This window comes from Phocaeicola barnesiae DSM 18169 = JCM 13652 (assembly GCF_000374585.1).
In the GTDB taxonomy this organism is placed as follows: domain Bacteria; phylum Bacteroidota; class Bacteroidia; order Bacteroidales; family Bacteroidaceae; genus Phocaeicola; species Phocaeicola barnesiae.
Map to the genome: position 1 here is coordinate 1 of NZ_KB894665.1, position 21438 is coordinate 21438.

At 46.9% G+C, this 21438-nt stretch carries 17 protein-coding genes; 4 read left to right on the top strand and 13 right to left on the bottom strand.

Features of this window, described 5'->3' with window-relative positions:
• The 4 genes from C510_RS0115280 to abc-f all read right to left on the bottom strand — a co-directional run.
• Positions 1–475 (bottom strand): DUF3575 domain-containing protein (locus C510_RS0115280; RefSeq protein WP_018712144.1); only part of this gene is annotated, 475 nt, incomplete at its 3' end.
• A gap of 432 nt (positions 476–907) precedes the next feature.
• The gene (locus C510_RS0115285) at positions 908–1813 is read right to left on the bottom strand and encodes a tyrosine-type recombinase/integrase (protein WP_018712145.1); all 906 of its coding nucleotides are present in this window, start codon (positions 1811–1813) and stop codon (positions 908–910) included.
• 298 nt (positions 1814–2111) lie between these two features.
• A complete protein-coding gene (locus C510_RS0115290; protein WP_026320253.1) occupies positions 2112–4148 on the bottom strand; it encodes a M13 family metallopeptidase in 2037 nt (678 codons plus the stop codon).
• Between the two features lie 99 nt (positions 4149–4247).
• The gene (abc-f, locus tag C510_RS0115295; protein WP_018712147.1) at positions 4248–6182 is read right to left on the bottom strand and encodes a ribosomal protection-like ABC-F family protein; all 1935 of its coding nucleotides are present in this window, start codon (positions 6180–6182) and stop codon (positions 4248–4250) included.
• Between the two features lie 715 nt (positions 6183–6897).
• Between abc-f and C510_RS16730 the strand changes: the two genes are divergently transcribed.
• Positions 6898–7455, top strand: coding sequence for a hypothetical protein (locus tag C510_RS16730; RefSeq protein ID WP_018712148.1), 558 nt, complete (start codon positions 6898–6900; stop codon positions 7453–7455).
• Between the two features lie 2 nt (positions 7456–7457).
• Complete coding sequence (locus C510_RS0115305) at positions 7458–8150, top strand: hypothetical protein (RefSeq protein WP_018712149.1); 693 nt, start codon at positions 7458–7460, stop codon at positions 8148–8150.
• A 387-nt stretch (positions 8151–8537) separates the two neighbouring features.
• Here the strand turns inward: C510_RS0115305 and C510_RS16735 are convergent, their stop codons facing one another.
• The 8 genes from C510_RS16735 to C510_RS0115340 all read right to left on the bottom strand — a co-directional run bounded on the left by C510_RS16735 (position 8538) and on the right by C510_RS0115340 (position 17695).
• Positions 8538–9272, bottom strand: a complete 735-nt coding sequence (locus tag C510_RS16735) for a SusD/RagB family nutrient-binding outer membrane lipoprotein (RefSeq protein ID WP_018712150.1) — start codon at positions 9270–9272, stop codon at positions 8538–8540.
• Complete coding sequence (locus C510_RS16740; RefSeq protein WP_425311423.1) at positions 9260–12046, bottom strand: SusC/RagA family TonB-linked outer membrane protein; 2787 nt, start codon at positions 12044–12046, stop codon at positions 9260–9262. Before C510_RS16740 ends, C510_RS16735 begins: the two co-directional genes overlap by 13 nt.
• Positions 11928–12248, bottom strand: coding sequence for a carboxypeptidase-like regulatory domain-containing protein (locus tag C510_RS17640; RefSeq protein WP_187326683.1), 321 nt, complete (start codon positions 12246–12248; stop codon positions 11928–11930). The genes C510_RS16740 and C510_RS17640 overlap by 119 nt, the downstream gene beginning before the upstream one ends.
• Positions 12249–12613: 365 nt before the next feature.
• Positions 12614–13885 carry an adenylosuccinate synthase gene (locus C510_RS0115320; protein WP_018712152.1) on the bottom strand — a complete coding sequence of 424 codons (1272 nt, stop codon included), beginning with the start codon at positions 13883–13885 and terminating at the stop codon, positions 12614–12616.
• A gap of 20 nt (positions 13886–13905) precedes the next feature.
• Entirely contained in the window at positions 13906–14370 is a 465-nt protein-coding gene (locus tag C510_RS0115325) for a Fur family transcriptional regulator (RefSeq protein WP_018712153.1), read from the bottom strand.
• Between the two features lie 55 nt (positions 14371–14425).
• Positions 14426–15097: a DNA alkylation repair protein gene (locus tag C510_RS0115330; protein ID WP_018712154.1), complete on the bottom strand. Its 672-nt coding sequence runs from the start codon at positions 15095–15097 to the stop codon at positions 14426–14428.
• Between the two features lie 10 nt (positions 15098–15107).
• Positions 15108–17075, bottom strand: a complete 1968-nt coding sequence (locus C510_RS0115335) for a dipeptidyl-peptidase 3 family protein (RefSeq protein WP_018712155.1) — start codon at positions 17073–17075, stop codon at positions 15108–15110.
• Positions 17076–17233: 158 nt separating this feature from the next.
• On the bottom strand, positions 17234–17695 hold the full coding sequence (locus C510_RS0115340; protein WP_022340874.1) for a helix-turn-helix domain-containing protein: 462 nt from the start codon (positions 17693–17695) through the stop codon (positions 17234–17236).
• 223 nt (positions 17696–17918) lie between these two features.
• Here C510_RS0115340 and recQ point away from each other — a divergent pair, with 223 nt between their 5' ends.
• Complete coding sequence (recQ, locus tag C510_RS0115345; RefSeq protein WP_018712157.1) at positions 17919–19739, top strand: DNA helicase RecQ; 1821 nt, start codon at positions 17919–17921, stop codon at positions 19737–19739.
• A 1-nt stretch (position 19740) separates the two neighbouring features.
• Here the strand turns inward: recQ and C510_RS0115350 are convergent, their stop codons facing one another.
• Positions 19741–20562 (bottom strand): tetratricopeptide repeat protein, encoded by an 822-nt coding sequence (locus tag C510_RS0115350; protein WP_025893079.1) that lies wholly within the window; start codon positions 20560–20562, stop codon positions 19741–19743.
• Between the two features lie 312 nt (positions 20563–20874).
• Between C510_RS0115350 and msrA the strand changes: the two genes are divergently transcribed.
• Positions 20875–21360, top strand: coding sequence for a peptide-methionine (S)-S-oxide reductase MsrA (gene msrA, locus C510_RS0115355; protein WP_018712159.1), 486 nt, complete (start codon positions 20875–20877; stop codon positions 21358–21360).
• Positions 21361–21438: the final 78 nt, after the last annotated feature.

Here is a 21438-nt window from a genome sequence, read left to right on the forward strand (position 1 = left end):
CGCATTCATATTTATCATAATGGGCACGGACATAACCTACACCGATGGCAGCCTCGATGCTCCAACGTTTGCCCAACAACCATTGATAGCCGTATACCAAGCCACCGCCGGCATACCAACCTTCGTAGCGGTGTTTCTCCAGGTCATCGAACAGCCCGAACGGCAGTTTGATACCGCCCCAGTTGTACTGACCGCCCAGCAAATGGGCACCTACGAAATGACCGTTGAACTTCTCGCACAGCCAATAACGGGCCTCCGGTTGCGCCATCCAGTGTTTCCATTTCTTGTTCTCACTGAAGGTCCAACCGTTATAATTGGCCGATAAATCCAACGTCCACTTGGGTGACAAACCGATTTCTGTCCCTAAATTGATGGTAGTAGAAGCATCATAGAGCAGATTGGTCTTGACTGCTATGTCCTGTGCCGATAAAGAAACACCTACCAACAGAAAAAGTACGCAAAAGATCTTTCTCATGTCCCGTATGTTTAAGTAAAAATGTATGTTTTTCAAGCTATCTCTGTACACTTCCCCATTTCCATTACTTTATAGGTAACGGATAGACAGACCTAAACTATTCAGACATAAGAGAAAAAGGACAAAAAGCGATTCCTCTTTTAAATTAGCAGACAAATCAAAGCTCCTTTATTCACACTGACAGGAAGGGACAGCATAAACATCTGTTCACATTTCGCTTGTCGGTAGGATAACTGTTTGATTTAAAATTTGTATTATGGTATAAACTTCACTATTTTTTGATAATATTTTCTTTAATTCTATTGAGCGATTAAAATATTCTTACTATTTTTGCTTCATTAAATCAATTCCATTACCTATAAAGTAACAGACTCCCCCTCCAGTTAAAGAGCTGTCATAATATATTTATAATCAAGTATATACAATCCTTAATCAGCAAAAAACACGTGAAAGTATCCCCCGGTTCATAGCATGAATCCGGTCGTCGGAATGCCGCTGGAAGTAAGTTTCCGTTACTTTTACCGAAGAGTGCCCCATGGCATTCGATATCAGTTCCTGCTGATAGTCACAGAAATTGGCAAGGGTAGCCCAACTGTGGCGGGCACTGTAACTGCTCAGCGCTATTTTCTGTCCCAGCAGACCGGAAAGTTTCTTCAGATGCCGGTTAAATTTCCGCAAGGCATGCTGGTATTGCCGGTACTCACCGGTACCCGGATGACGGATAAAGGGGAAAATATAAGGGGATTCCGTATCGGTGCTCTGCAACGCCTGAATCAGCTTTCTGGCTTCCGGCTCTATACGTACTGTCAGCCAGGCTCCGGTCTTCCGCCGCCGGTACGTCAGGATATCCCCTTCCAGATCGCAACGGCGCAGAAAAGCGATGTCTACAAACGGAATTCCCCGTAACATGAAAAGCAGCAGGAAGAGCATCCTCGTCTTCTCCAGTCCGGTATGCTTCGGAAGCGGTTCCTGCAGTCTACGGAACACTCCGGCTTCGACTGCACGCTTCACCGTCACCCGAGTACCGGTATACACGCCGTGGAACAGGCGAGGGTGTGCAGGAGCCAACTCCTGGTCTACCGCCCGGAAATAGACGGCACGGAGCATCCGCATATACGTAGAAATGCTGTTCCACTGAAGCTGGCGGGAAAGCAGGTAATTCTGGAAGGCTTTCAGCCACGAAGGGGTAAGTTCAGCAAAATCCATCGGGCGGCCTCCCATAAAGTCAAGAATACGGTTATAGGTACTCTGGTACACATGTGCTGTACCCGGACGTCCTTCCTTCACGAAACCGGCTATGACCCGTTTCATGAATTCCATCAGGTTTTTCTTTTTCATAAATCAGATTTTAATAAAACAATCAAAGACCTTTCAGTTCCATCTGATATACTGAAACACAAAAGGACATGCAAACATCGTAAAAAACCGCCGGATATGGACGGTAACAAGATGCTTACATATCTAAAAAGAATGCCCTACAAATTATTCGCTCCTGCCAACCGACTTTAGTACATTACAACTCATGCCGAGCATACAAAAAAACGTCCTCACGTTTCAATCAAAACATGAGGACGTTTTCATCCAAACGAACGTCCGTCTTACTACAAACGAACGTTCATTTTTTCGTATCGGTCAATTACCACACATTCACCCGTTTTTCAGGAGCGAGGTAAAGCGGATCGGACGGAGTGATGTTGAACGCATCGTACCAGGCCTGGATATGAGGCAGGGCACCGTTTACACGCCATCTGCCCAGTGAGTGCGGATCGGACTTGGTGTATACACGAATCTGTTCGTCGCGGATATTACCTGCCCACAGGGTAGCATAGGCCAGGAAGAAGCGCTGATCGGCAGTGAAACCGTCCTTGTCTTCCAGCGGAGCGTTGGCAGTAGCATTCTTATAGGCCAGATAAGCTACATTCAGACCACCATGGTCGGCCAGATTTTCACCCAAAGTCAGAGTACCGTTGGCATGAAGTCCCGGCAACACTTCGATGTTATCAAAGAAATCAACCATCACCTGAGCACGTTCCTTGAAGCGGTCTGCATCGCCGGCAGCCCACCAGTCTTTCAGGTTACCGTCCTTATCAAACTGACGGCCCTGGTCATCGAATCCGTGAGTCATTTCATGGCCGATAACGACACCGATGGCACCGTAATTGAACGCGTCGTCAGCCTCCATGTCAAAGAACGGATATTGCAGGATAGCGGCCGGGAAACAGATTTCATTGGTAGACGGGTTGTAGTAGGCGTTGACAGTCTGCGGAGTCATCAGCCATTCATCCTTATCCACCGGTTTGCCCAGACGGCTGTAGTTGTCCTTACGCTCCCATGCGGCGGCACGGCAGACATTAGCCCAATAAGAATCCTTCTCTACCTTCAAGTCTGAATAATCTTTCCACTTGTCCGGATAGCCGACTTTTACATGGAAGGTAGCCAGTTTTTCCTGAGCACGTACCTTGGTACTGTCGCTCATCCATTCCTGTGCCTGGATACGTTCACCCAACGCAGTCTGCAGATTCTTTACCAGGTTCACCATACGTTCCTTGGCAGCCGGAGAGAAATACTTCTCTACATACATCTGTCCTACCAGTTCGCCCAGCAGGCCGTTCACGGAATTGACGGCACGTTTCCAGCGAGGCTGGTTCACCTGGCGACCGGACAAAACTTTTCCGTAGAAATCGAAACGGGCAGCGATAAAATCGTCGCTCAGGCAGCTGGCAGCCGCGTCAATCAGGTTATACTGCAAGTAAGAGATGTGCTTGGAAAGCGGCAGGGTGTTCATCAGGTTGGCTACCTCGGCAATCGGTTCCACCTGTTCCACATTCAGCTCATCCACCTGTGCGATACCCAGTCCTTTCAGGAAAGTATCCCAGTCGATGCCCGGAATCTGCTTCTTCAGTTCGGCGTAGGTCATCTTGTGATAGTTGGCTTCCGGATCACGCAATTCCGTAGCGCTGCGAGAAACCTTGGCAATGGCTGTTTCAATTTCCATTACATCGTTCATCTTCTGCGTAGCTTCGGCTTCAGAGCATCCTACCAATGTGAAAAGCTTCGTGATGTATTTCTTATACTGTTCACGGATATTCGAAGTTACGCTGTCGGTATCGAGGTAATATTCCTTTTCACCCAGGTTGATACCTCCCTGTCCCATCTGGAAGATATTCAGACTGCTGTTCTTCGGGTCGGCATATACATAATTGCTGAAATAGGTACCGATTCCCTGCATGTTGAGTTCGGTCATCATCGGAATGATTTCGCTCTTGTCTTTCAGGGCAGCAATCTTTTCCAACTGTGCCTTGATGGGTTCATACCCCTGCTTGTTCAGCGTTACGCTGTCCATGGCCAGGTTGTAGAGGTCGCCGATTTTCTGAGCAGCAGTTCCGGCTTCGCCTTTCTGGGCTGCCAGTCCTTCTATCAGTTCACGAATCTGTTTCTGGTTGTCCTCGGCCAGCAGGTCGAAAGTACCGAAACGGGAATATTCAGCAGTCAGCGGATGCTTTTCGTTCCATCCGCCACAAGCATACTGGAAAAAGTCCTGACCGGCAGATACGGTAGTATCCATGTTGGTCAAGTCAAGGCCTGAAGTACTCTTCACTTCCTTCTGGCTGGTACAACCGGTCATTGCAGTCAAAATCAAGGCTGCAACAGCCATACATTGTCTTGTCTTCATTTTGATATATATATTAAAATAGTTCTATACTCATCAAGTTAACGAGGTTTCAGAAAGAGAGAACAAGCCCCAGTGTCCATCTTCATTATTAATTATTAATTACTGCTGAAGTTCTTCCAGTTCCATCAGCATACTCTCCCACTCTTCCTCTGCCGCGGCAATCTCTTTCTTCAGCGCCTGGTACTGTTCATAGAGCGAACGGTCGGCCGCCCCTTCGGGAGTAGCCATGCGGTTCTCTATCTCAGTCACCTGCGCTTCCAGTTCGCCGATGTGGGTTTCGCAGGCAGCAACCTGCTTCTCCAACTTACGGGCTTTGCGGTTCAGTTCCTTCTGTGCCTCGTAGGAAAGCTTATTCTCGCTCACCGGAACTGATTCCTCTTTTGCAACAGGGGCAGACGACTGCGTCAGCTGCAGTTCCTGCAGGCTTTCCATTTTCTTCTTCTGCAGGAAATCGTAGATACCGCCGATATGTTCTTTCACGACACCTCCGCCAAACTCGTATACCTTGGTAACCAGTCCGTCCAGAAACTCACGGTCGTGCGATACGACAATCACCGTTCCGTCGAAATCGCGGATGGCATCCTTCAACACATCTTTCGAACGCATGTCCAGGTGATTGGTCGGCTCGTCCAGTATCAGCAGGTTCACCGGCTCCAGCAACAGACGAATCATGGCCAGACGGCTGCGTTCTCCTCCGGAAAGTACCTTCACCTTCTTGTCCGAAGCCTCGCCACCGAACATGAAGGCACCCAGGATATCGCGTATCTTGAGCCGGATATCGCCTTGCGCTACCCGGTCGATGGTATCGAACACCGTCAGATTCTCATCCAACAACTGGGCCTGGTTCTGTGCGAAATAACCGATCTGTACATTATGACCAATCACCAGTTTCCCCTCGAAAGGTATCTGGTCCATGATACATTTCACCAGCGTAGATTTTCCCTCGCCGTTCTTTCCGACAAAAGCGACCTTCTCTCCGCGGTGGATGGTCATATCCACATCGTGGAACACCACGTGCTCGCCATAAGCCTTCTTCACCCCCTCGCAGATAACGGGATAGTTACCCGAACGCATGGCAGGCGGAAATTTCAGACGAAGGGTGGAATGGTCCTCCTCATCAATCCGGATAGGAACAATCTTCTCCAACTGCTTGATGCGGCTCTGTACCTGTACGGCTTTGGTAGCCTTGTAACGGAAACGTTCGATGAAATCTTCGGTATCCTTGATTTCTTTCTGCTGGTTCTCGTAGGCACGGAGCTGCTGCTCGCGACGTTCCTTCCGCAGGACTACAAACTCATCATACGGAACTTTATAATCATAAATGTGCCCGCAGGATATCTCAATGGTACGATTGGTGACATTATTGATAAAGGCGCGGTCGTGACTCACCAGTACGACAGCTCCCGGACTGACTTTCAGGAATCCTTCCAGCCACTGGATACTCTCGATATCGAGGTGGTTGGTCGGCTCGTCGAGCAGCAACACATCCGGACGGCGCAACAACAGCTTGGCCAGTTCGATACGCATACGCCAACCGCCACTGAACTCGGAAGTAGGACGGTCGAAGTCACTCCGTTCAAATCCCAGTCCGATGAGTGTCCGCTCTATTTCGGCACGGTAATTGGTACCTCCCATCATCAGGAAATGCTCGTTATCGTGCGTAAAGCGTTCGATCAGCTCCTGATAGCTCTCCGAATCATAATCGGTCCGGTCGGCCAGTTCCTGGTTCATCCGGTTGATACGCTCCTGCATCTCGAAGATATGTTCAAATGCCATCTCGGCTTCTTCCATAACCGTACGGGTATCACTCAATATCATCACCTGAGGCAGATATCCTACGGTAATGTTCCGTTGAACGGCTACTGTTCCTTCTGTAGGACGCTGTTCACCAGCCAGAATCTTCAGCATGGTAGACTTGCCGGCACCGTTTTTACCGACCAAGGCTATGCGGTCTTTCTTATTGATGACAAAAGAAACATCTTCAAACAAAGATGTTACACCAAACTCAACTTTCAGTCCTTCTATGGAAATCATGCGCAATAACTTTTCAAAGTGCCGGCAAAGTTACCATTTTTTCAATAACCCTTACCACTCCGAAGGCTTAAAATATTACAACACGGATACCAAGTTGTTAACAAGCCCATAACCCAACGGACAATTCCTTAAACTATGTTATAGAGCAGAATTTTTCCGGCTAAACATTTGCAGAGATAGAAGAAATCCGTACCTTTGCAATGTGTTTTTCATAGTATTAGATTTAAGGTTAACAAAGGTTGGAGTACAGCGGTACTCCTTTTTTTATGTCCGTATGCGAAACAGATAAGCGACATGACAAACCTCATCACATTTTAAGTGTTGTTTACATAGTTGTTCCAGATATATCAAACAACTGTTTTTATCTGACCAAAGCCCGACTTGTCTTTTCCCAAAATTTTCGATGTTTTTTTCGCAAAGTATGCGTTAAATCAAATAAAATCAGTACATTTGCAATCAACATAAATTTTAATGCTAAAAACGTTTATATGAAGTTTCATTTACATTATGAAGCGCGTCGGACAAGTGAAAAGTCTGTAGGGATATCATGCGCCATACAGCAAGCGACACGTTTGAATGCATTGCATGTGAGAAAATCTTCTTGCAATGCAAAGAGGACGGCACGTCAAGTGAAACCGCGAGGTTCCATTTATCTCCAATCAGGGCGTATGGTTTCAATGGATAGAATGAAAAAGATTATCCAAAATTTCTAATCATGAAAATGCTGAATCCGCAACTTAAACCTCTATATGACAGATACTGTTCAGAGTTAAAACCTCTGATTGCCGAATATGAGTCACGGAATGAAAATTTCGTGACTCCTTTGCTTCATGACATTCCCTCGATGTTCGACAACATCGCGTTGTACGAAAGGGCTTCAACAGCAGAGGAAAAGGAAGAGTATATGATGGATGCGGAAAAATGCCTTGACTCGGCTATCGAGAATTTAAGGGTCTGCCTTGTGGCAAGCATGATGGAAGATGTCAATCAATTCAAATCCCGATTTTCACGAGAAATTCTTGATGCGCTTGACGACGGAAGATTTTGTGGTAAGTTTTTTCGTCTGGAAAAGGAGGTCAGAGCAATCAAAAACACGGATTTACAAGCCGCTTACCGCAAACTCAAGGAAATGAAAAATATGATTGCCGAATGCCATGCGGGAACCTTGGCCACAGGCCTATTATCGGACAACAAAGTCACCACGGTATTTAAGTGGCTTTTCACCATAGCTGTTGCTTTGATAATCAATCTTCTTATTTTTAAATTGTTGTGATTATGAGTAAGGAATCTGTCATCAGCGAAATGTATAGGGATTTAATAATGTCCTACTTGGAGATTAAGCCCCTACTTTTTGACTTGTTTGTACGTAATGGCAACCAATATATCAATGCTGTCCTCAATGAAATGAGAGCGTTGAACGACCATATAGCAAGATGTTATGCAGACGGAATGTCAGCAGAAGCGGTTCACAAGGAATTGAATAAGGCAGAAGGACACTTGAAGCGTTTGATTTACGATTGCTTCAAACAGCTCAATATCTTATTCTTCGACTATATTAACGAATATGAAGCCAATCATTTCGGGAAGCATTGGTTACGTGTAAAGGATGGTGAATTTTGGAATGCCTATACCTCGCTGCGTTATGAAGTCGTTAAAAATGTAGAGGATGCCAAATTGCACGAGTCATTTGACGCAAATAAGGCTTTTGAAAGTTATCAAAACGCTTATGTTCTGCAAGGAAAAGTTTATGATTTATTGGGAACATACGATAGTGAACTCCGTTTATCATTCCTAAAAATTTTTTGGATGAAAATGAATTCCCTAAAAGGCTGGATATTTTCTACTATTGCTTTGGCTGTTATACCTTCAGCGCTTTGGGAAATCCCTTGGAACGAAATAACAAGTTGGATAATCACGATTATCCATAATGGTGTACATGGGCTAGAAAAACTTCTGATATCCCTATAAGTGAAAGTGTTTGAACGATAACCACCAGCCTCCTACAAAAACTTCTCTCCGAAAGACCTCCCATCGAACTTATTACAACTCTCTGTGTACAAAGAACTATTGAGTGAAAAAAGGATTCTGAATACCGAATGTTCTGAAAGCCCTGGCTACTTCCGGGAGCCAGGGCTTTCCTTTACCTGTACCATCCGGCATAGCCGCCTATAAGACGAAAGACCCCCTTATCACTAAGAGAGCCTTCCAACATAAAATGAAATTAAGAGAGATTTATTAATGCCTATTCATGTGTCAGTTTAGTTGAATCAAATCCAGTTTAGTCAAATCAAGTTTAGTTTATTTATCTATTCTGTTTAGTTCAGTTGAAGCCGGAGCCGAATGCTCCGGTGCTGCTCAATCATTGTCGGCTACGTCCCACCAGACACGCTGCCACCGGCTGTCATCTCCGTTCAGATAGGTCCGGATAGCCGCCTCGGCATTCGCTACGTTGTATTGCTTGTCGGCATCGGAATACTGCATCCGATAAGGATAAACCGTAATACCGACATCGGCCTGTCCGGGCTCGATGGGCAATTCCGGAATGTTATACCGCCGCCAGTCGGACCAGGCTTCGATACCATCGGTAAGGAATCCTGCCAGAAAACGCTGCATGACAATCTGTTTCAAGGCCTCAGCCTTATCGGAAGAAAGGATGACTTTCGGGTTCTGGAGGTAAGCATCCACTCCATCGGCACCGCTGAAAGCGAAAGATGCACGGATACCTGCCTGATACAGCGCGTTGGCATCGGCACTAATCCATCCGAGGGTAGCTGCTTCTGCCTCTACCAGCAGGGTACGGGCGGTCGTAATGATACCGTAAGTGGCCTGAGGCTCGCAATACCGGGCATCCACCGAACAGCAGTTGGCCGCCACATCGTAAACGGCATCAGGAGAAGCCAAACCGAACGGCACACCGAAATACGAGTCAAAGCTGTCGGGGTCACCTTCACGGTCTCCTTTATAGCCATTCAGGTCACAATAGGCGAAAAGACGGTTGTCACGATAAGCTTTCAGTGACTCCACCAGTACCTGGTTCGGCACGAAATTCTGGTTGGCCGATGCGTAATCCGGATTTCCTACGTAATACATCCAGCTGTATGAAGGCACATCCGGATTGTTGTCCGCGCCGAATGTATAATGGAAACCTTTTCGCCCGTTGTCTCGTCCACACCGGTAACGTATACACCTCCACCCCGGTTGATACCTTCACGCTCATTGACACCCCGATTGTTCAGCCGAGCTGTAGCGATACTTGTTCCGGAACCGGTAGACCACAGATTGGTCCATGATACCATCTGACCGCCAATCATGAAATCGAAGCTGGCTGCCAGACGAAATTCCTTGTATCGTACGGAAGTGGAGAAACCTCCGGTCCAGTCAGGCTGGAAATTGCCTACTTCCTTTTCTACATCCGTTTCCAGAGCAGGGCTGTAGCCTCCTCCCCAACCGGCACTCGATGTCGGTTTCAGCAAGAGTTCACCCTGTTCGTTCCGCTTAAATCGAGACATGGTAGTGATGACACCGATAGGGCTTCCCACCTTTGCTTTCAGGTACCAGAAATAATAGAAGCGGTTACCTTCCAACAGGTATTCATTGATTTCATCGTTCAGACGTACCAGTTTGTTGTCGTTCTTGGCGATGTTGAAATCCACGTCCCACTGGAAATCCTTGGTACGTACCGGAATACCTCCCAAACTGATTTCGATACCTTTGTTACGGACCAGACCGGCATTCAACTGACGGGATGAATACCCCGACTGCGGAGCGACCGTCACATTCAGAATCTGATTGCGGGTATCACGTACATAGAAGTTCAGGTCTCCCCAGAAACGGTTCTGGAACAGCCGGAACTCGGTACCGACTTCGTAAGAAGTGGAAATGGTAGGCTTGATGTTCGGATTCAACTGCACATACGGAGCATACATAGCAGTCAAGGAGTTGTATTTATCCGTTTCAAAAGAAGGGATTGTTTTATACACACTCAGCGTAGAACCTACCTGCGCCAACGAACTGCGCAGTTTCCAATAGTTCAACCAAGAAAGATTCTTGACAAACCGGTTCAGCATGACACTGGCCGACAAACCGCCGTACAGATAACTGTTATGGGTAGACGGAAGCCTTGAATCCCAGTCGTTGCGCAAAGAACCATCCAGGAAATAGGTATCATCAAACCCGGCGGTTACAGTAGCAAACACGCTACGGGTCTTGTAATGACGGTCCTCGTTGGAAGCATTGACATAACCGCTCGAAGTCGCCAGGTTATAGAATTTATTGATAATCAATCCATCCGTCGTATTACCCTGCAAGGAGCCGTAATTATACATGCGCTGTTCTACAAAAGCTGCCGCATCCAGACTCAGACGGTCGTTCAGGTAACGGTCGCCCCAGGTTACACGCCCTTGCACGGTCATGTCACTGGCATGATACTGTTCCTGTCCATAATACGACAGGAAGTCTGCTCCTCCTGCAGCAAGTTCCTGCTCCTCGTTGTAAGAAACCAGGTTCCCGGTTACCCGGACACCGGCTTTGAAATGTTTCGGAAGCAGAAACTCTGCATCGGCCGTAAAGACGTTCCAACGGGAAGTCTCGTAAAAGTTGATGTTATCGAGTACGGCATAAGGCGAATCGTGGAAGTTAGGAGCCAGATTGGTAATACTCTTGATGTTCCAAGTACGCCAGGTACCGTCCGGGCGCAGGTAATCCTTGTAATCATTCAGGTTTACACTGGTCTGTCCCCACTGGATGTATTTATGTAACACATTGCGGCCATCCCCGAAATCCTCGCTGGCAGCATTGTGGTTCCGGCGGTAAGTGAACTTATAATCCAACGAAACATTCATCCATTCTATGGGCTGGAACGATGTCTTTACAGCCAGGAACTGCCGCTCGGCACCCGAATTCTGCTGGATACCTTCACGTTTGGTATGGGTATACGAAATGCGGGAAGAATAATCTTTTCCAGCCTTCGAAAAAGAAAGGTTCGTGGTATTTGTCAGAGCAGTGCGGAACAAATCTCCCAAATCCAACTGAGAGACCCAGGCATCCGCTTTCCGATACTTCGTACTGGTTGGGTCCCAATACAAGGCAGAAGCCATCTGTACACGCGGATCGAAACGGGCTCCCCAACTTTCATCCGAATGATAATCGTAATAATAAGAGCCGTCCTCATTCTGCTGGTTACGGAAGATGCCATACAGATACTGCGCACTCATGGTATCGTATTCTTCACCATACTGGGCATCAAGTACCTCACCGTTATATCCCAGACTACCCCCTCCATACTGTTTCTGCATATCGAAGTGATTGTAATAACGTTCCCATTGCAGGGTATGACTCACTTCGATGCGTCCTTTCCCTTCTTGGGCCCGTTTGGTCGTGATGATAACCGCTCCGTTACCTCCTTCCGAACCGTACAAGGCCGTTGCAGCCGAACCTTTCAAGACATTGATGGATTCCACATCGTCCATATTGACGCTATTCTTGTTCGTGATGGAACCGTCGACCACATAAATCGGCTCGCTTCCCTGCGGAGAAGTGAAACTGTTGGTACCACGGAGAACGATACTACCGGAATCGAAAGTGGAACCCGATGAACCGTAGAAACGGGCACCGGCTATCTTTCCGGCCATCGCGTTTCCCAAATCAGTCTGACGGACCGTGGTGAGCTGTTCACCTCCCACCTTTTGTGTGGAATATCCCAACGATTTTTCCTTCCTGGACAATCCTTGCGCTGTCACTACGACCTCATCCAACGTCTCGGCATCCGGATTCAGTACAATTTCCATCTCTTCCTGACTTACAGGTAATTCCTGACTCTTCATACCTACAAATGACACGACAATCGTAGGGGCTGAAGCCGGCAGATTCTGAATACTGAAACGACCATCGACCATCCACATCGGTAATGGTACCGATAGTGGTTCCTTTCACCAATACCGATGCACCGACAACCGGAAGACCATCCTCACCGGAAGTTACTGTCCCTTTCACCGTTCCCGTCTGAGACCATGCGATTCCCATCAGAAAAAACAGGAAAAACAGCATAAATAGAAACCTCTTTTTCATAAATTTTCGTTTAGTTTAGTGTAAAATGTATAGAGTTTAGTTAAGTCTTTATCCTGTATCACGGGACATCTGCACCCGCTAACGGATCCATACTTCAGAAGCTTCCTGGCAAGCTGTTTTAATTTTCATGAACAGCTTTCTAAAAATAACAGAAAAAGAGATTTTTTGTTCAAACTTACATAATATATATATTTTTTAGCCGATGAAAGGCCATAGATAAATAAAACCAAAAATCGGATGAAAGCCCATTCTACGCTTTTCATCCGAACAATAAAAAAATCCTGACTTCAAACGAAATCAGGATTTTATATGCTTTTCCCTCAGAGATATTCCGAAGGTATTTGATTCAGAAACAGGAAGCAGATTTATTCTTCTGTATAACGGACAATAGTCTGAGCACGGTCCGGACCTACAGAAACAATCTTAATCGGAGTTTCCAGCTGTTCTTCCAGGAACGAGATATAAGCGTTGAATTCTTCAGGGAATTCGTCTTCGCTGGTCATCTTCGTCATATCGGTCTTCCAACCCGGAAGTTCTACATAAACCGGTTCTACACCTTCGTTGATGTCAAACGGGAAATAATCGATTTCTTCACCGTTAATCTTATAGGCCACACAAGCCTTCACGGTATCGAATCCGTCCAAGACGTCGCTCTTCATCAGAATCAGTTTGGTAACTCCATTCAGCATGATGGCGTAACGCAACGCTACCAGGTCTACCCAACCACAACGGCGTTCACGACCGGTAACAGCACCGTATTCATGTCCTAAATCACGGATTGTCTTGCCGGTTTCGTCAAACAGTTCTGTCGGGAACGGTCCGGCACCGACACGAGTACAATAAGCTTTCATGATACCGAATACATCACCGATTTTATTCGGACCAAGTCCTAGACCTGTGCAGGCACCGGCACAGATGGTATTGGAAGAAGTCACGAACGGATAAGAACCGAAATCTACATCCAGCATGGTACCCTGAGCTCCTTCGCACAAGATACTCTTGCCTTCCTTCAACAGGTTGTTGACAGTATGTTCGCTGTCTACCAGGTGGAACTGACGCAGGTAATCGATACCTTCCATCCACTGTTTTTCCAGTTCTGTAATGTCATATTCATAGTTCAAGCTCTTCAGGATCTGTTCATGACGAGCTTTTGCAGCCGCATACTTCGCTTCAAAGTTATGCAGGATATCACCTACACGCAGACCGTTACGGCTTACTTTATCCGTATAAGTAGGACCGATACCCTTTCCGGTAGTACCTACCTTCGAAGCACCCTTTGCAGCTTCGTAAGCCGCATCCAGAATACGGTGAGTCGGCAAAATCAGGTGAGCCTTCTTGGAAATGTACAGACGTTCCTTCAAGGGATGACCGCTTGCTTCCAACGCTTCGGCTTCGGCTTTGAACAAAGACGGATCCAGCACAACACCGTTACCGATAATATTCACCTTATCTCCCTGGAAAATACCGGAAGGGATGGAACGCAGGACGTATTTCTGACCTTCAAATTCCAACGTATGACCCGCATTGGGACCTCCCTGAAAACGGGCAACAACATCATAATGCGGAGTCAGGACATCGACAACTTTACCTTTACCTTCGTCTCCCCACTGTAAACCTAACAAGACATCTACTTTCATGATTTCTTCTATTTTTATAGTTATTTACTCTTCTTTCGCCTTGCCCACGCACATTTGCTGCATAATCCATAGATATACAACGAATAATGTGACGCATGAAACCCTTTCAGCTTGGTTTGAGCGATGGCCTGCTTCAGGTTCTCGTCTTCAAATTCAGTCACTTTCCCGCAAGAAGTGCAAATCATGTGATGATGGGTTTCATTGTTGTATGAGCGTTCGTACTGCGATGTGTTACCAAACTGGTGCTTGATGACCAGTCCTGCATCAATCAGCAGAATGATGGTATTATATAAGGTAGCACGGCTGACACGGAACTTCTCCTTCTCGGCCATGTAGTTATACAGGCTATCGATGTCGAAATGACCTTTGATGGAATAGATAGTTTCGAGTATAGCATACCGTTCAGGCGTCTTTCGATGTCCGTTCTTCTGCAGATACTCTGTAAGAACCTGCTTTACCGTTTCTTTGATTGTATGCTCTTCCATCTGAAAAATTCCGTTCAGCCGTCAAAGATAATCTTTTTTATGTAATTTAGAAAAGTTACATGGAATATTCTATCGCATTTTTTATTTCCGCAGCCAAAGCATGCGCCTCAGCACGAGCGGATTTACTCAGCATAATCAACGGCTTGCTCAACTTGCGCATGTTCTGGCGAGACTGCTGACCGTATTTCTGCAAAGCCGTAGCCGCTGCCCGCTGTACGAACGAAGTATCTCCTTCCACTGCTGTCAGAGCCTGGTCCAGGAATTCCTCTTCGGAGCGTTCGTTCAGAACCATTCCCTGCATCAGCAGACGGGCCATCAGCAGGAAACCGCACAACTGGAAATATTCCCGTTCGTCGGCCATCCAGCAGAACACCACTTCCGATGCGTAAGGCAGACGCTGGAACAGGTTCATCACGGTATATTCGGCCAATTCGGGATAACGCATATCTTCTATCCAGATTTCAGCGATTTCCCGGTAAAAGGTATCGGCAGGCTGCAGCAGTCCGGCCATAATCTTACATTCACGGATATCTTCCTTCCACAACACCTGCGCCAGTTCATGGTCGGGCTGATAGCCGGCAGCGATTTCCTTGATTCGGGGATACTCGATACCGAAATTCAGCTTATACCCCATTCCCTTGTCCCGCATGCTCTGAGAGATGACTCCGTTCATGTAAAGACGGAACTTGGCTTTTATTTCTTTGATGGTTTCATGTACGTCATTCATAGTTTTCCTGTTATAAGTTAGAATAATCACGGCTGTAACGCAACATCTGCTCGGTATAACCTTCGTCATACAAAACCGTTACGTCTGTTATCTCACCGTTCTCGTCCACCTGCGGTGTATAGACCGGATTGACAAAGCCTTTATAGGGAGCCAGATGCAAGGAACGGTAGCGTTCCAACACTTCAGCATGAAGCGCCGCATCCACTTTCACGGCATAGTTCTCAACCAAAGCACGGGCAGCCTCGAAATCGCCTTCACTCTTGATACGTTGGATTTCGGCCAGCAGCTGACCGAACAGTTCGCGCAGACGGACATAATCGTTGATGCGGACAAAAGTCTTTCCCGCTTTCTTCACCCATTCCACAACCTGTCCGTCACGTCCTTTTTCGAGTACCCAACGGGCTATCAGCTGACGGTTACGCATATGCGCTTCTTCAATCTGAGCCCCCGGTTCGATACGGACCAACTGGGTCATCAATCCGTTCATCATGTACGAATAATACTCAGCCTTGTAGGCCTCATTATCCGGAAGCAGTCCCAGTTCCACCAGTTTGGCATCTGCCATGTAATACAGGCCGAACAGATCTGCCCGAGCCTCCTCGATGGTAGAACCGTAAGCTTTCAAGGCATCGGGGTCTACTCCCGGCAAGAGTTTCCCGGAACCGTGCCCCAGACACTCGTGCAAATCCGTATGAAGGTCGCTTGTCAGGTCTGCATAGTTATCCAGCAGTTCCTTTTCCGCTTCACTGTATACAAATTCTTCGCGGAATCCGTTTCCACGCGCGGCCTTGTTGTAAGCGTCGGTCAAATTTCCGATAGTCACCGATTTCGAGCCGTGAACACTCCGAATCCAGTTGGAATTAGGCAGATTGATACCGATGGCCGAACTCGGATAAAGGTCTCCGGCCAGCATCGCCGCGGTGATGACCTTGGCAGATACCCCTTTCACCCGTTCCTTCTTAAACGACGGATTCACCGGAGAATGGTCCTCAAACCATTGCGCATTGCTGCTGATAAGCTCGGTACGACGGGTAGCTTCCAGGTCTTTGAAATTGACAATCGATTCCCAACTGGCCTTCATTCCCAACGGATCGCCATAGCTTTCGATAAAGCCATTGACAAAGTCTACCCGCGAAGCTGTATCCTTCAGCCATTGGATAGAGTAGTCATCAAACAGTTTCAAGTCACCAGTCTGATAAAATGCTACCAGCAACCGGATAACCTGACGCTGGCTGTCATTCTCGGCCACTTCTTCTGCCCGATGCAGCCAACCGATAATTTTCTCGATGGCCTTTCCATACAAGCCTCCCACCTTCCAGACTTCTTCCTGAATCACACCGTCTTTTTTCACCAGACGGCTGTTCATGCCATACATCACCGGATGCTCGGCATCGCCCTGTGCTTTCTGTGCGGCATAGAATGCTTCGGCTTCCTGCTGGGTCACCCCCTCGTAATAATTGGCAGCCGAGGTTTCCACCAGGTCTTCCCCATCGTTCTGATTGACCCGCTTCGGCATCACCTCCGGATGGAAGATGACTGGAAACAGTTTGTCGCACATCGCTTCCACCGTTTCTCCGGATTCCAGCGGAAGCAGAGATACGTCGGTATGCAGAATCAGATTCTTCAGATATTCGGCCGAAAAACCGGGAACAAACTTATCACACCCGTAATGGTGATGGATTCCGTTCGAGAACCAGACCCGCTTCAGATAGACTTCCAGAGCCAGGAAAGGCTCCTCCGTACGGTCTCCTGTGAAATGTACATACAAGGTTTCCAGCAGACGACGAATCTGCAGATTATACTTTCCGTTCTGGTCGAACAGAATGTCTCTTCCCTGCAAGGCAGCCTCCGACAAGTAATACACCAGTTTCTTCTGCTGGAGGGTCAAGGAGTCGAATCCAGCCACCCGGTAGCGGAGTACCTGTAGATCGGCAAACTGGTCGACCACGTAATTGAATATATGTTCTTCTTTCCTCATTGTATATCTACTCTTTCAAAAACATCATAAAAAAACATGTCATCCAAACAAGTACCTGTTTGCCGCCAACCGTCAGTTCACGAATCAAAAACAGACCTACTTATTTGAATGACAATATAATAGATAGAACCATCAGCGGCTATCCCAACCCCATCCCTTTATTTTTCATTGCGTTTACGATAACCGTTGGGCGTTTCACCCATAATTTTATAAAATGCAGCATAAAAAGATTGACGATTCGCAAAACCTACCAATGCACTAATCTCTTCTACATTTTTTTCCGCGTACCGCTTGTCAACCAGCAAGTGCAACGCTTCCTTGATTCGATATTCATTCAACAGACACGAGTAATTCATCCCGAAGCGTGAGTTGATGACCGCCGACAAATAACGGGTGTTCGTCCGTAATTCCTTCGCCAAATCCTTGGCCGAATAATTAGGGTCCTTATACTTTTTCTGAATCACAATCAGATTCAGAATCTTATCATACAACTCATCGGCAAGTTCTGCACGAATCATGTCACGGTAAGCAGCTTTCTTTTCTTTTTTCTCACGCAAATTGTAGCGTGTCTTTACAGATGCCTGCTCTTGTCCTACTGCTGGTTTTTCATTTTCCATCATTTTCCTTTTGATTTTAGATTACGGATTATCAATAAATAGGTTTTACAAAAATCGGAGTTCTTTTTGTAATTAACAAAAGAATCGTCCTTATTTTTCCAAAATTCTCCCAATTTAACGATGTAACCAATTGTTCCATTTCTATAAACAAATAAACTTAAAACTACTATTAATACCAAAGAATCGTTATATTTGTTCAGTAATTTGAGATTTTTAAGAAAAATATATGCTGAAAACGTTAAAGTCCTACTTCGGTTACGACCAGTTCAGACCCCTACAAAAAGAAATCATTACAAGCATTTTAGCTAAAAAAGATACCCTCGTTCTGATGCCCACCGGAGGTGGAAAATCCATCTGTTACCAGCTACCGGCCTTGATGATGGAAGGAACGGCCATTGTGGTCTCTCCACTGATATCGCTGATGAAGGACCAAGTGGAATCTTTACAGGCAAACGGCATCATAGCCCGGGCACTGAACAGTACGAACGACGAAACGACCAATGCCAACGTACGCTTCGAATGCCGTCAAGGCAGAGTAAGACTCTTGTACATTTCCCCCGAACGGCTGATGTCCGAACTGAACTTTCTCCTGAAGGATATCCGGATTTCCCTCTTCGCCATCGACGAGGCTCATTGTATTTCACAATGGGGACACGATTTCCGCCCGGAATATACCCAACTGAAAATCCTCCGCGAACAGTTTCCTCAGGTACCGATTGTAGCCCTGACTGCCACAGCCGATAAAATTACACGACAGGACATCCTGAAACAGCTGGACATGAAAGACCCGCAGATATTCATTTCGTCTTTCGACCGCCCGAACCTGAATCTGGAAGTCCGTCGGGGATACCAGCAGAAAGACAAGATACGTACCATCCTGAATTTCATCCGGAAACATCCGCAGGAAAGCGGCATCATCTACTGCATGAGCCGGAATACGACTGAAAAAGTGGCCGAAATGCTCAGCGACTACGGACTGAAAGTAGCGGTCTACCATGCCGGATTGAGTACTCCTGTCCGCGAAGCCGCACAGGATGATTTCATCAACGACCGTGTACAGATAGTCTGCGCCACCATCGCTTTCGGCATGGGAATCGACAAGTCGAATGTGCGGTGGGTCATCCACTACAACCTGCCTAAAAGCATCGAAAGCTTCTACCAGGAGATAGGCCGTGCCGGAAGAGACGGACTGCCCAGCGATACGCTGCTGTTCTACTCTTTCAGCGACATTATCCTGCTATCCAAATTTGCGGCCGACAGCAAACAGCAGGAAATCAATCTGGAGAAACTGAACCGGATGCAACAGTATGCCGAAACGGATATCTGCCGCCGGCGTATCCTGCTGAATTATTTCGGCGAAACGATGGACCATGACTGTGGCAACTGCGATGTCTGCCGGAATCCTCCCGAACGGTTCGACGGAACCATCATCGTACAGAAAGCACTGAGTGCCATCGCCCTCACCAACCAACAGATAGGAACCCACACCCTGATTGACATCCTGAAAGGTTCGGCGTCACAAGAAATTATCGAAAAAGGATACGATAAGGTCAAGACTTACGGTGCAGGCAGAGAAATCCCCGCAAGAGACTGGCAGGACTACCTGCTGCAAATGCTCAACCTGGGCTACTTTGAAATAGCCTACAACGAGAACAACCACCTGAAAATTACAGAAGCCGGGAAGAAGGTTCTTTTTGGACAAGCGACCGCTCAACTCGTCATTATCAAACGGGAAGAAAAGTCTGCCAAGACAAAGAAAAATACCCAAAGCCACGTGGCAGAACAGGTTCCGCTTTTCGGACAGACCGGCAGCGAGAATCAAGACGACAGACTTTTCGAAGAACTCCGGCAACTGCGCAAAAAGCTGGCAGATTCACAGGCCATACCTCCTTATATCGTCTTGACGGACAAGACGCTCCACCTGCTGGCTACCCTCAAGCCGACCACCATCGAGGCGTTCGGAGAAATCAGTGGTATCGGTGAATACAAGAAAGAAAAATACGGAAAGGATTTCATCACCGTTATCCGTCATGTACTGAAAGTCTGACTTACTTGCAGGCTTTCAGTTTTTCCTGCAGTTCGGTACGAGGTACCCCTAAGGCGATGGCCTGTTCGAAAGCAGTACGTGCCTCAGCCTTCTTTCCCAATTCCAGGCAGATATTTCCTTTCATAAGGTAATTTTCTGTATCACGGTTTTCCAGCCGAATAGCCGCTTCTACATCCAGCAGAGCCAACTCCCACTGCTGCTGGTCGACCTCCATATTGGCACGCATTTTCAGCAGCGAAGCATCCTGAGGATAATCTGCAATCAACAGATTCAATGCATCCAGCGCACGGGTAATACGTCCTTCTTTTTCATCGAGCAAAACCAATCCCAGACGAGCAGCTTTATTCTTCAGGTCCTTATTCAAAATGACATTGTAATCGATACGGGCCTCGGCATACTGACGGCGCTGCATATAGATGTATGCCCGGAACAGACGGGCCTCCAGCTCTTCCGGAATCAGATCGATGACGTTGCAATAGTCCAGATAAGCTTTATCCAACAATCCTTGCTCCATATAAAGTGCAGCCCGGTTCAACAGAATCGCTGTAGCATAGGGCGTAATGTTCAATGCCATCGAATACGATTCAATGGCCTCATCGGTTTTTCCCATCCGTTTCTGTACAGTACCCAGATTAGAAAACAACAAGGCATTTCTCGGATTCTTCGGGTCCATTTTCAGTGCCTTCCGGAACAAGGCTTCGGCCTGCCTCAAACTGTCTTTCTGCGTACATTCCATGGCCTGTTCCACTACTTCCGTGTACGACTGGGCGCACAAGGTACTTGCCATCATTCCCAACCAAATGAATATATATACAAATTTCATATCGTCCTGTATCAATTTTTCGACAAAGGTAATGGAATAATAGTTTCCATCGCCTAAAGTACGGGTATATTAAAAACTTTTTGTATGTTTGAACATCCGTTTCGATAAGAACTGAACCGGCTTCCATTCCAACGGAAAAGACAGGTTTGGGAAAACGTCCGGACATTTCATTCCAAACGAACGGGCATTTTGATTAAAACAAACGTTCGTTTTATCTGAAACATAAGTTCATTTTATTCGAAACGCAAGCCCGTTTTCAAGATTCCCGGATAAAAAGACGAATCAGTTCAATTTTACTAAAAAAGATAAACCATGAAACTAGAAAAAGCTATTTTCGCCTGCGGGTGCTTCTGGGGTGTCCAGCACCAATTTGAACGTGCTCACGGCGTACTCCGTTCTACAGTCGGTTACATTGGTGGCCATAAAGACCATCCTACCTATCCGGAAGTGAAATCGCATGCCACCGGACATGCAGAAGCTACCCTGGTAGAATTTGACGCAGAAGAAACCTCTTTTACAGAACTGTGCAAACTTTTTTTCGAAATTCACGACCCGGCACAGACCGACGGTCAAGGTCCGGACATCGGTCCACAGTACCGGAGTGAAATCTTCTATCTGGACGAGAACCAGAAACAGGAGGCACAGGCTGTAATTGACCTGCTACGCAGCAAGGGACATGAAGTAAATACCCGATTGACTCCCGCCTCTACCTTCTGGCCGGCAGAGGACTATCACCAACATTATTACGACAAGACCGGAGGAGAACCGTACTGCCACATACGAACCAAAAAATTCTGATGCCATACAGAAAAAGCTGCCATCTTTTCCCCAATCAGGGAAAGAGGCAGCTCTCTCGAAATAGCCCTAAATCAATTC

Coding starts and splice junctions, on each gene's coding strand:
- C510_RS0115290 (WP_026320253.1), bottom strand. CDS start 4,148: ATGAAGACAAGACAATGTATGGCTGTTGCAGCCTTGATTTTGACTGCA.
- C510_RS0115320 (WP_018712152.1), bottom strand. CDS start 13,885: ATGAAAGTAGATGTCTTGTTAGGTTTACAGTGGGGAGACGAAGGTAAA.
- recQ (WP_018712157.1), top strand. CDS start 17,919: ATGCTGAAAACGTTAAAGTCCTACTTCGGTTACGACCAGTTCAGACCC.
- C510_RS17640 (WP_187326683.1), bottom strand. CDS start 12,248: ATGAAAAAGAGGTTTCTATTTATGCTGTTTTTCCTGTTTTTTCTGATG.
- C510_RS0115305 (WP_018712149.1), top strand. CDS start 7,458: ATGAGTAAGGAATCTGTCATCAGCGAAATGTATAGGGATTTAATAATG.
- C510_RS0115340 (WP_022340874.1), bottom strand. CDS start 17,695: ATGATGGAAAATGAAAAACCAGCAGTAGGACAAGAGCAGGCATCTGTA.
- C510_RS0115335 (WP_018712155.1), bottom strand. CDS start 17,075: ATGAGGAAAGAAGAACATATATTCAATTACGTGGTCGACCAGTTTGCC.
- C510_RS16730 (WP_018712148.1), top strand. CDS start 6,898: ATGAAAATGCTGAATCCGCAACTTAAACCTCTATATGACAGATACTGT.
- C510_RS0115285 (WP_018712145.1), bottom strand. CDS start 1,813: ATGAAAAAGAAAAACCTGATGGAATTCATGAAACGGGTCATAGCCGGT.
- msrA (WP_018712159.1), top strand. CDS start 20,875: ATGAAACTAGAAAAAGCTATTTTCGCCTGCGGGTGCTTCTGGGGTGTC.
- abc-f (WP_018712147.1), bottom strand. CDS start 6,182: ATGATTTCCATAGAAGGACTGAAAGTTGAGTTTGGTGTAACATCTTTG.
- C510_RS0115325 (WP_018712153.1), bottom strand. CDS start 14,370: ATGGAAGAGCATACAATCAAAGAAACGGTAAAGCAGGTTCTTACAGAG.
- C510_RS0115330 (WP_018712154.1), bottom strand. CDS start 15,097: ATGAATGACGTACATGAAACCATCAAAGAAATAAAAGCCAAGTTCCGT.
- C510_RS0115350 (WP_025893079.1), bottom strand. CDS start 20,562: ATGAAATTTGTATATATATTCATTTGGTTGGGAATGATGGCAAGTACC.
- C510_RS16735 (WP_018712150.1), bottom strand. CDS start 9,272: ATGTATTACGTAGGAAATCCGGATTACGCATCGGCCAACCAGAATTTC.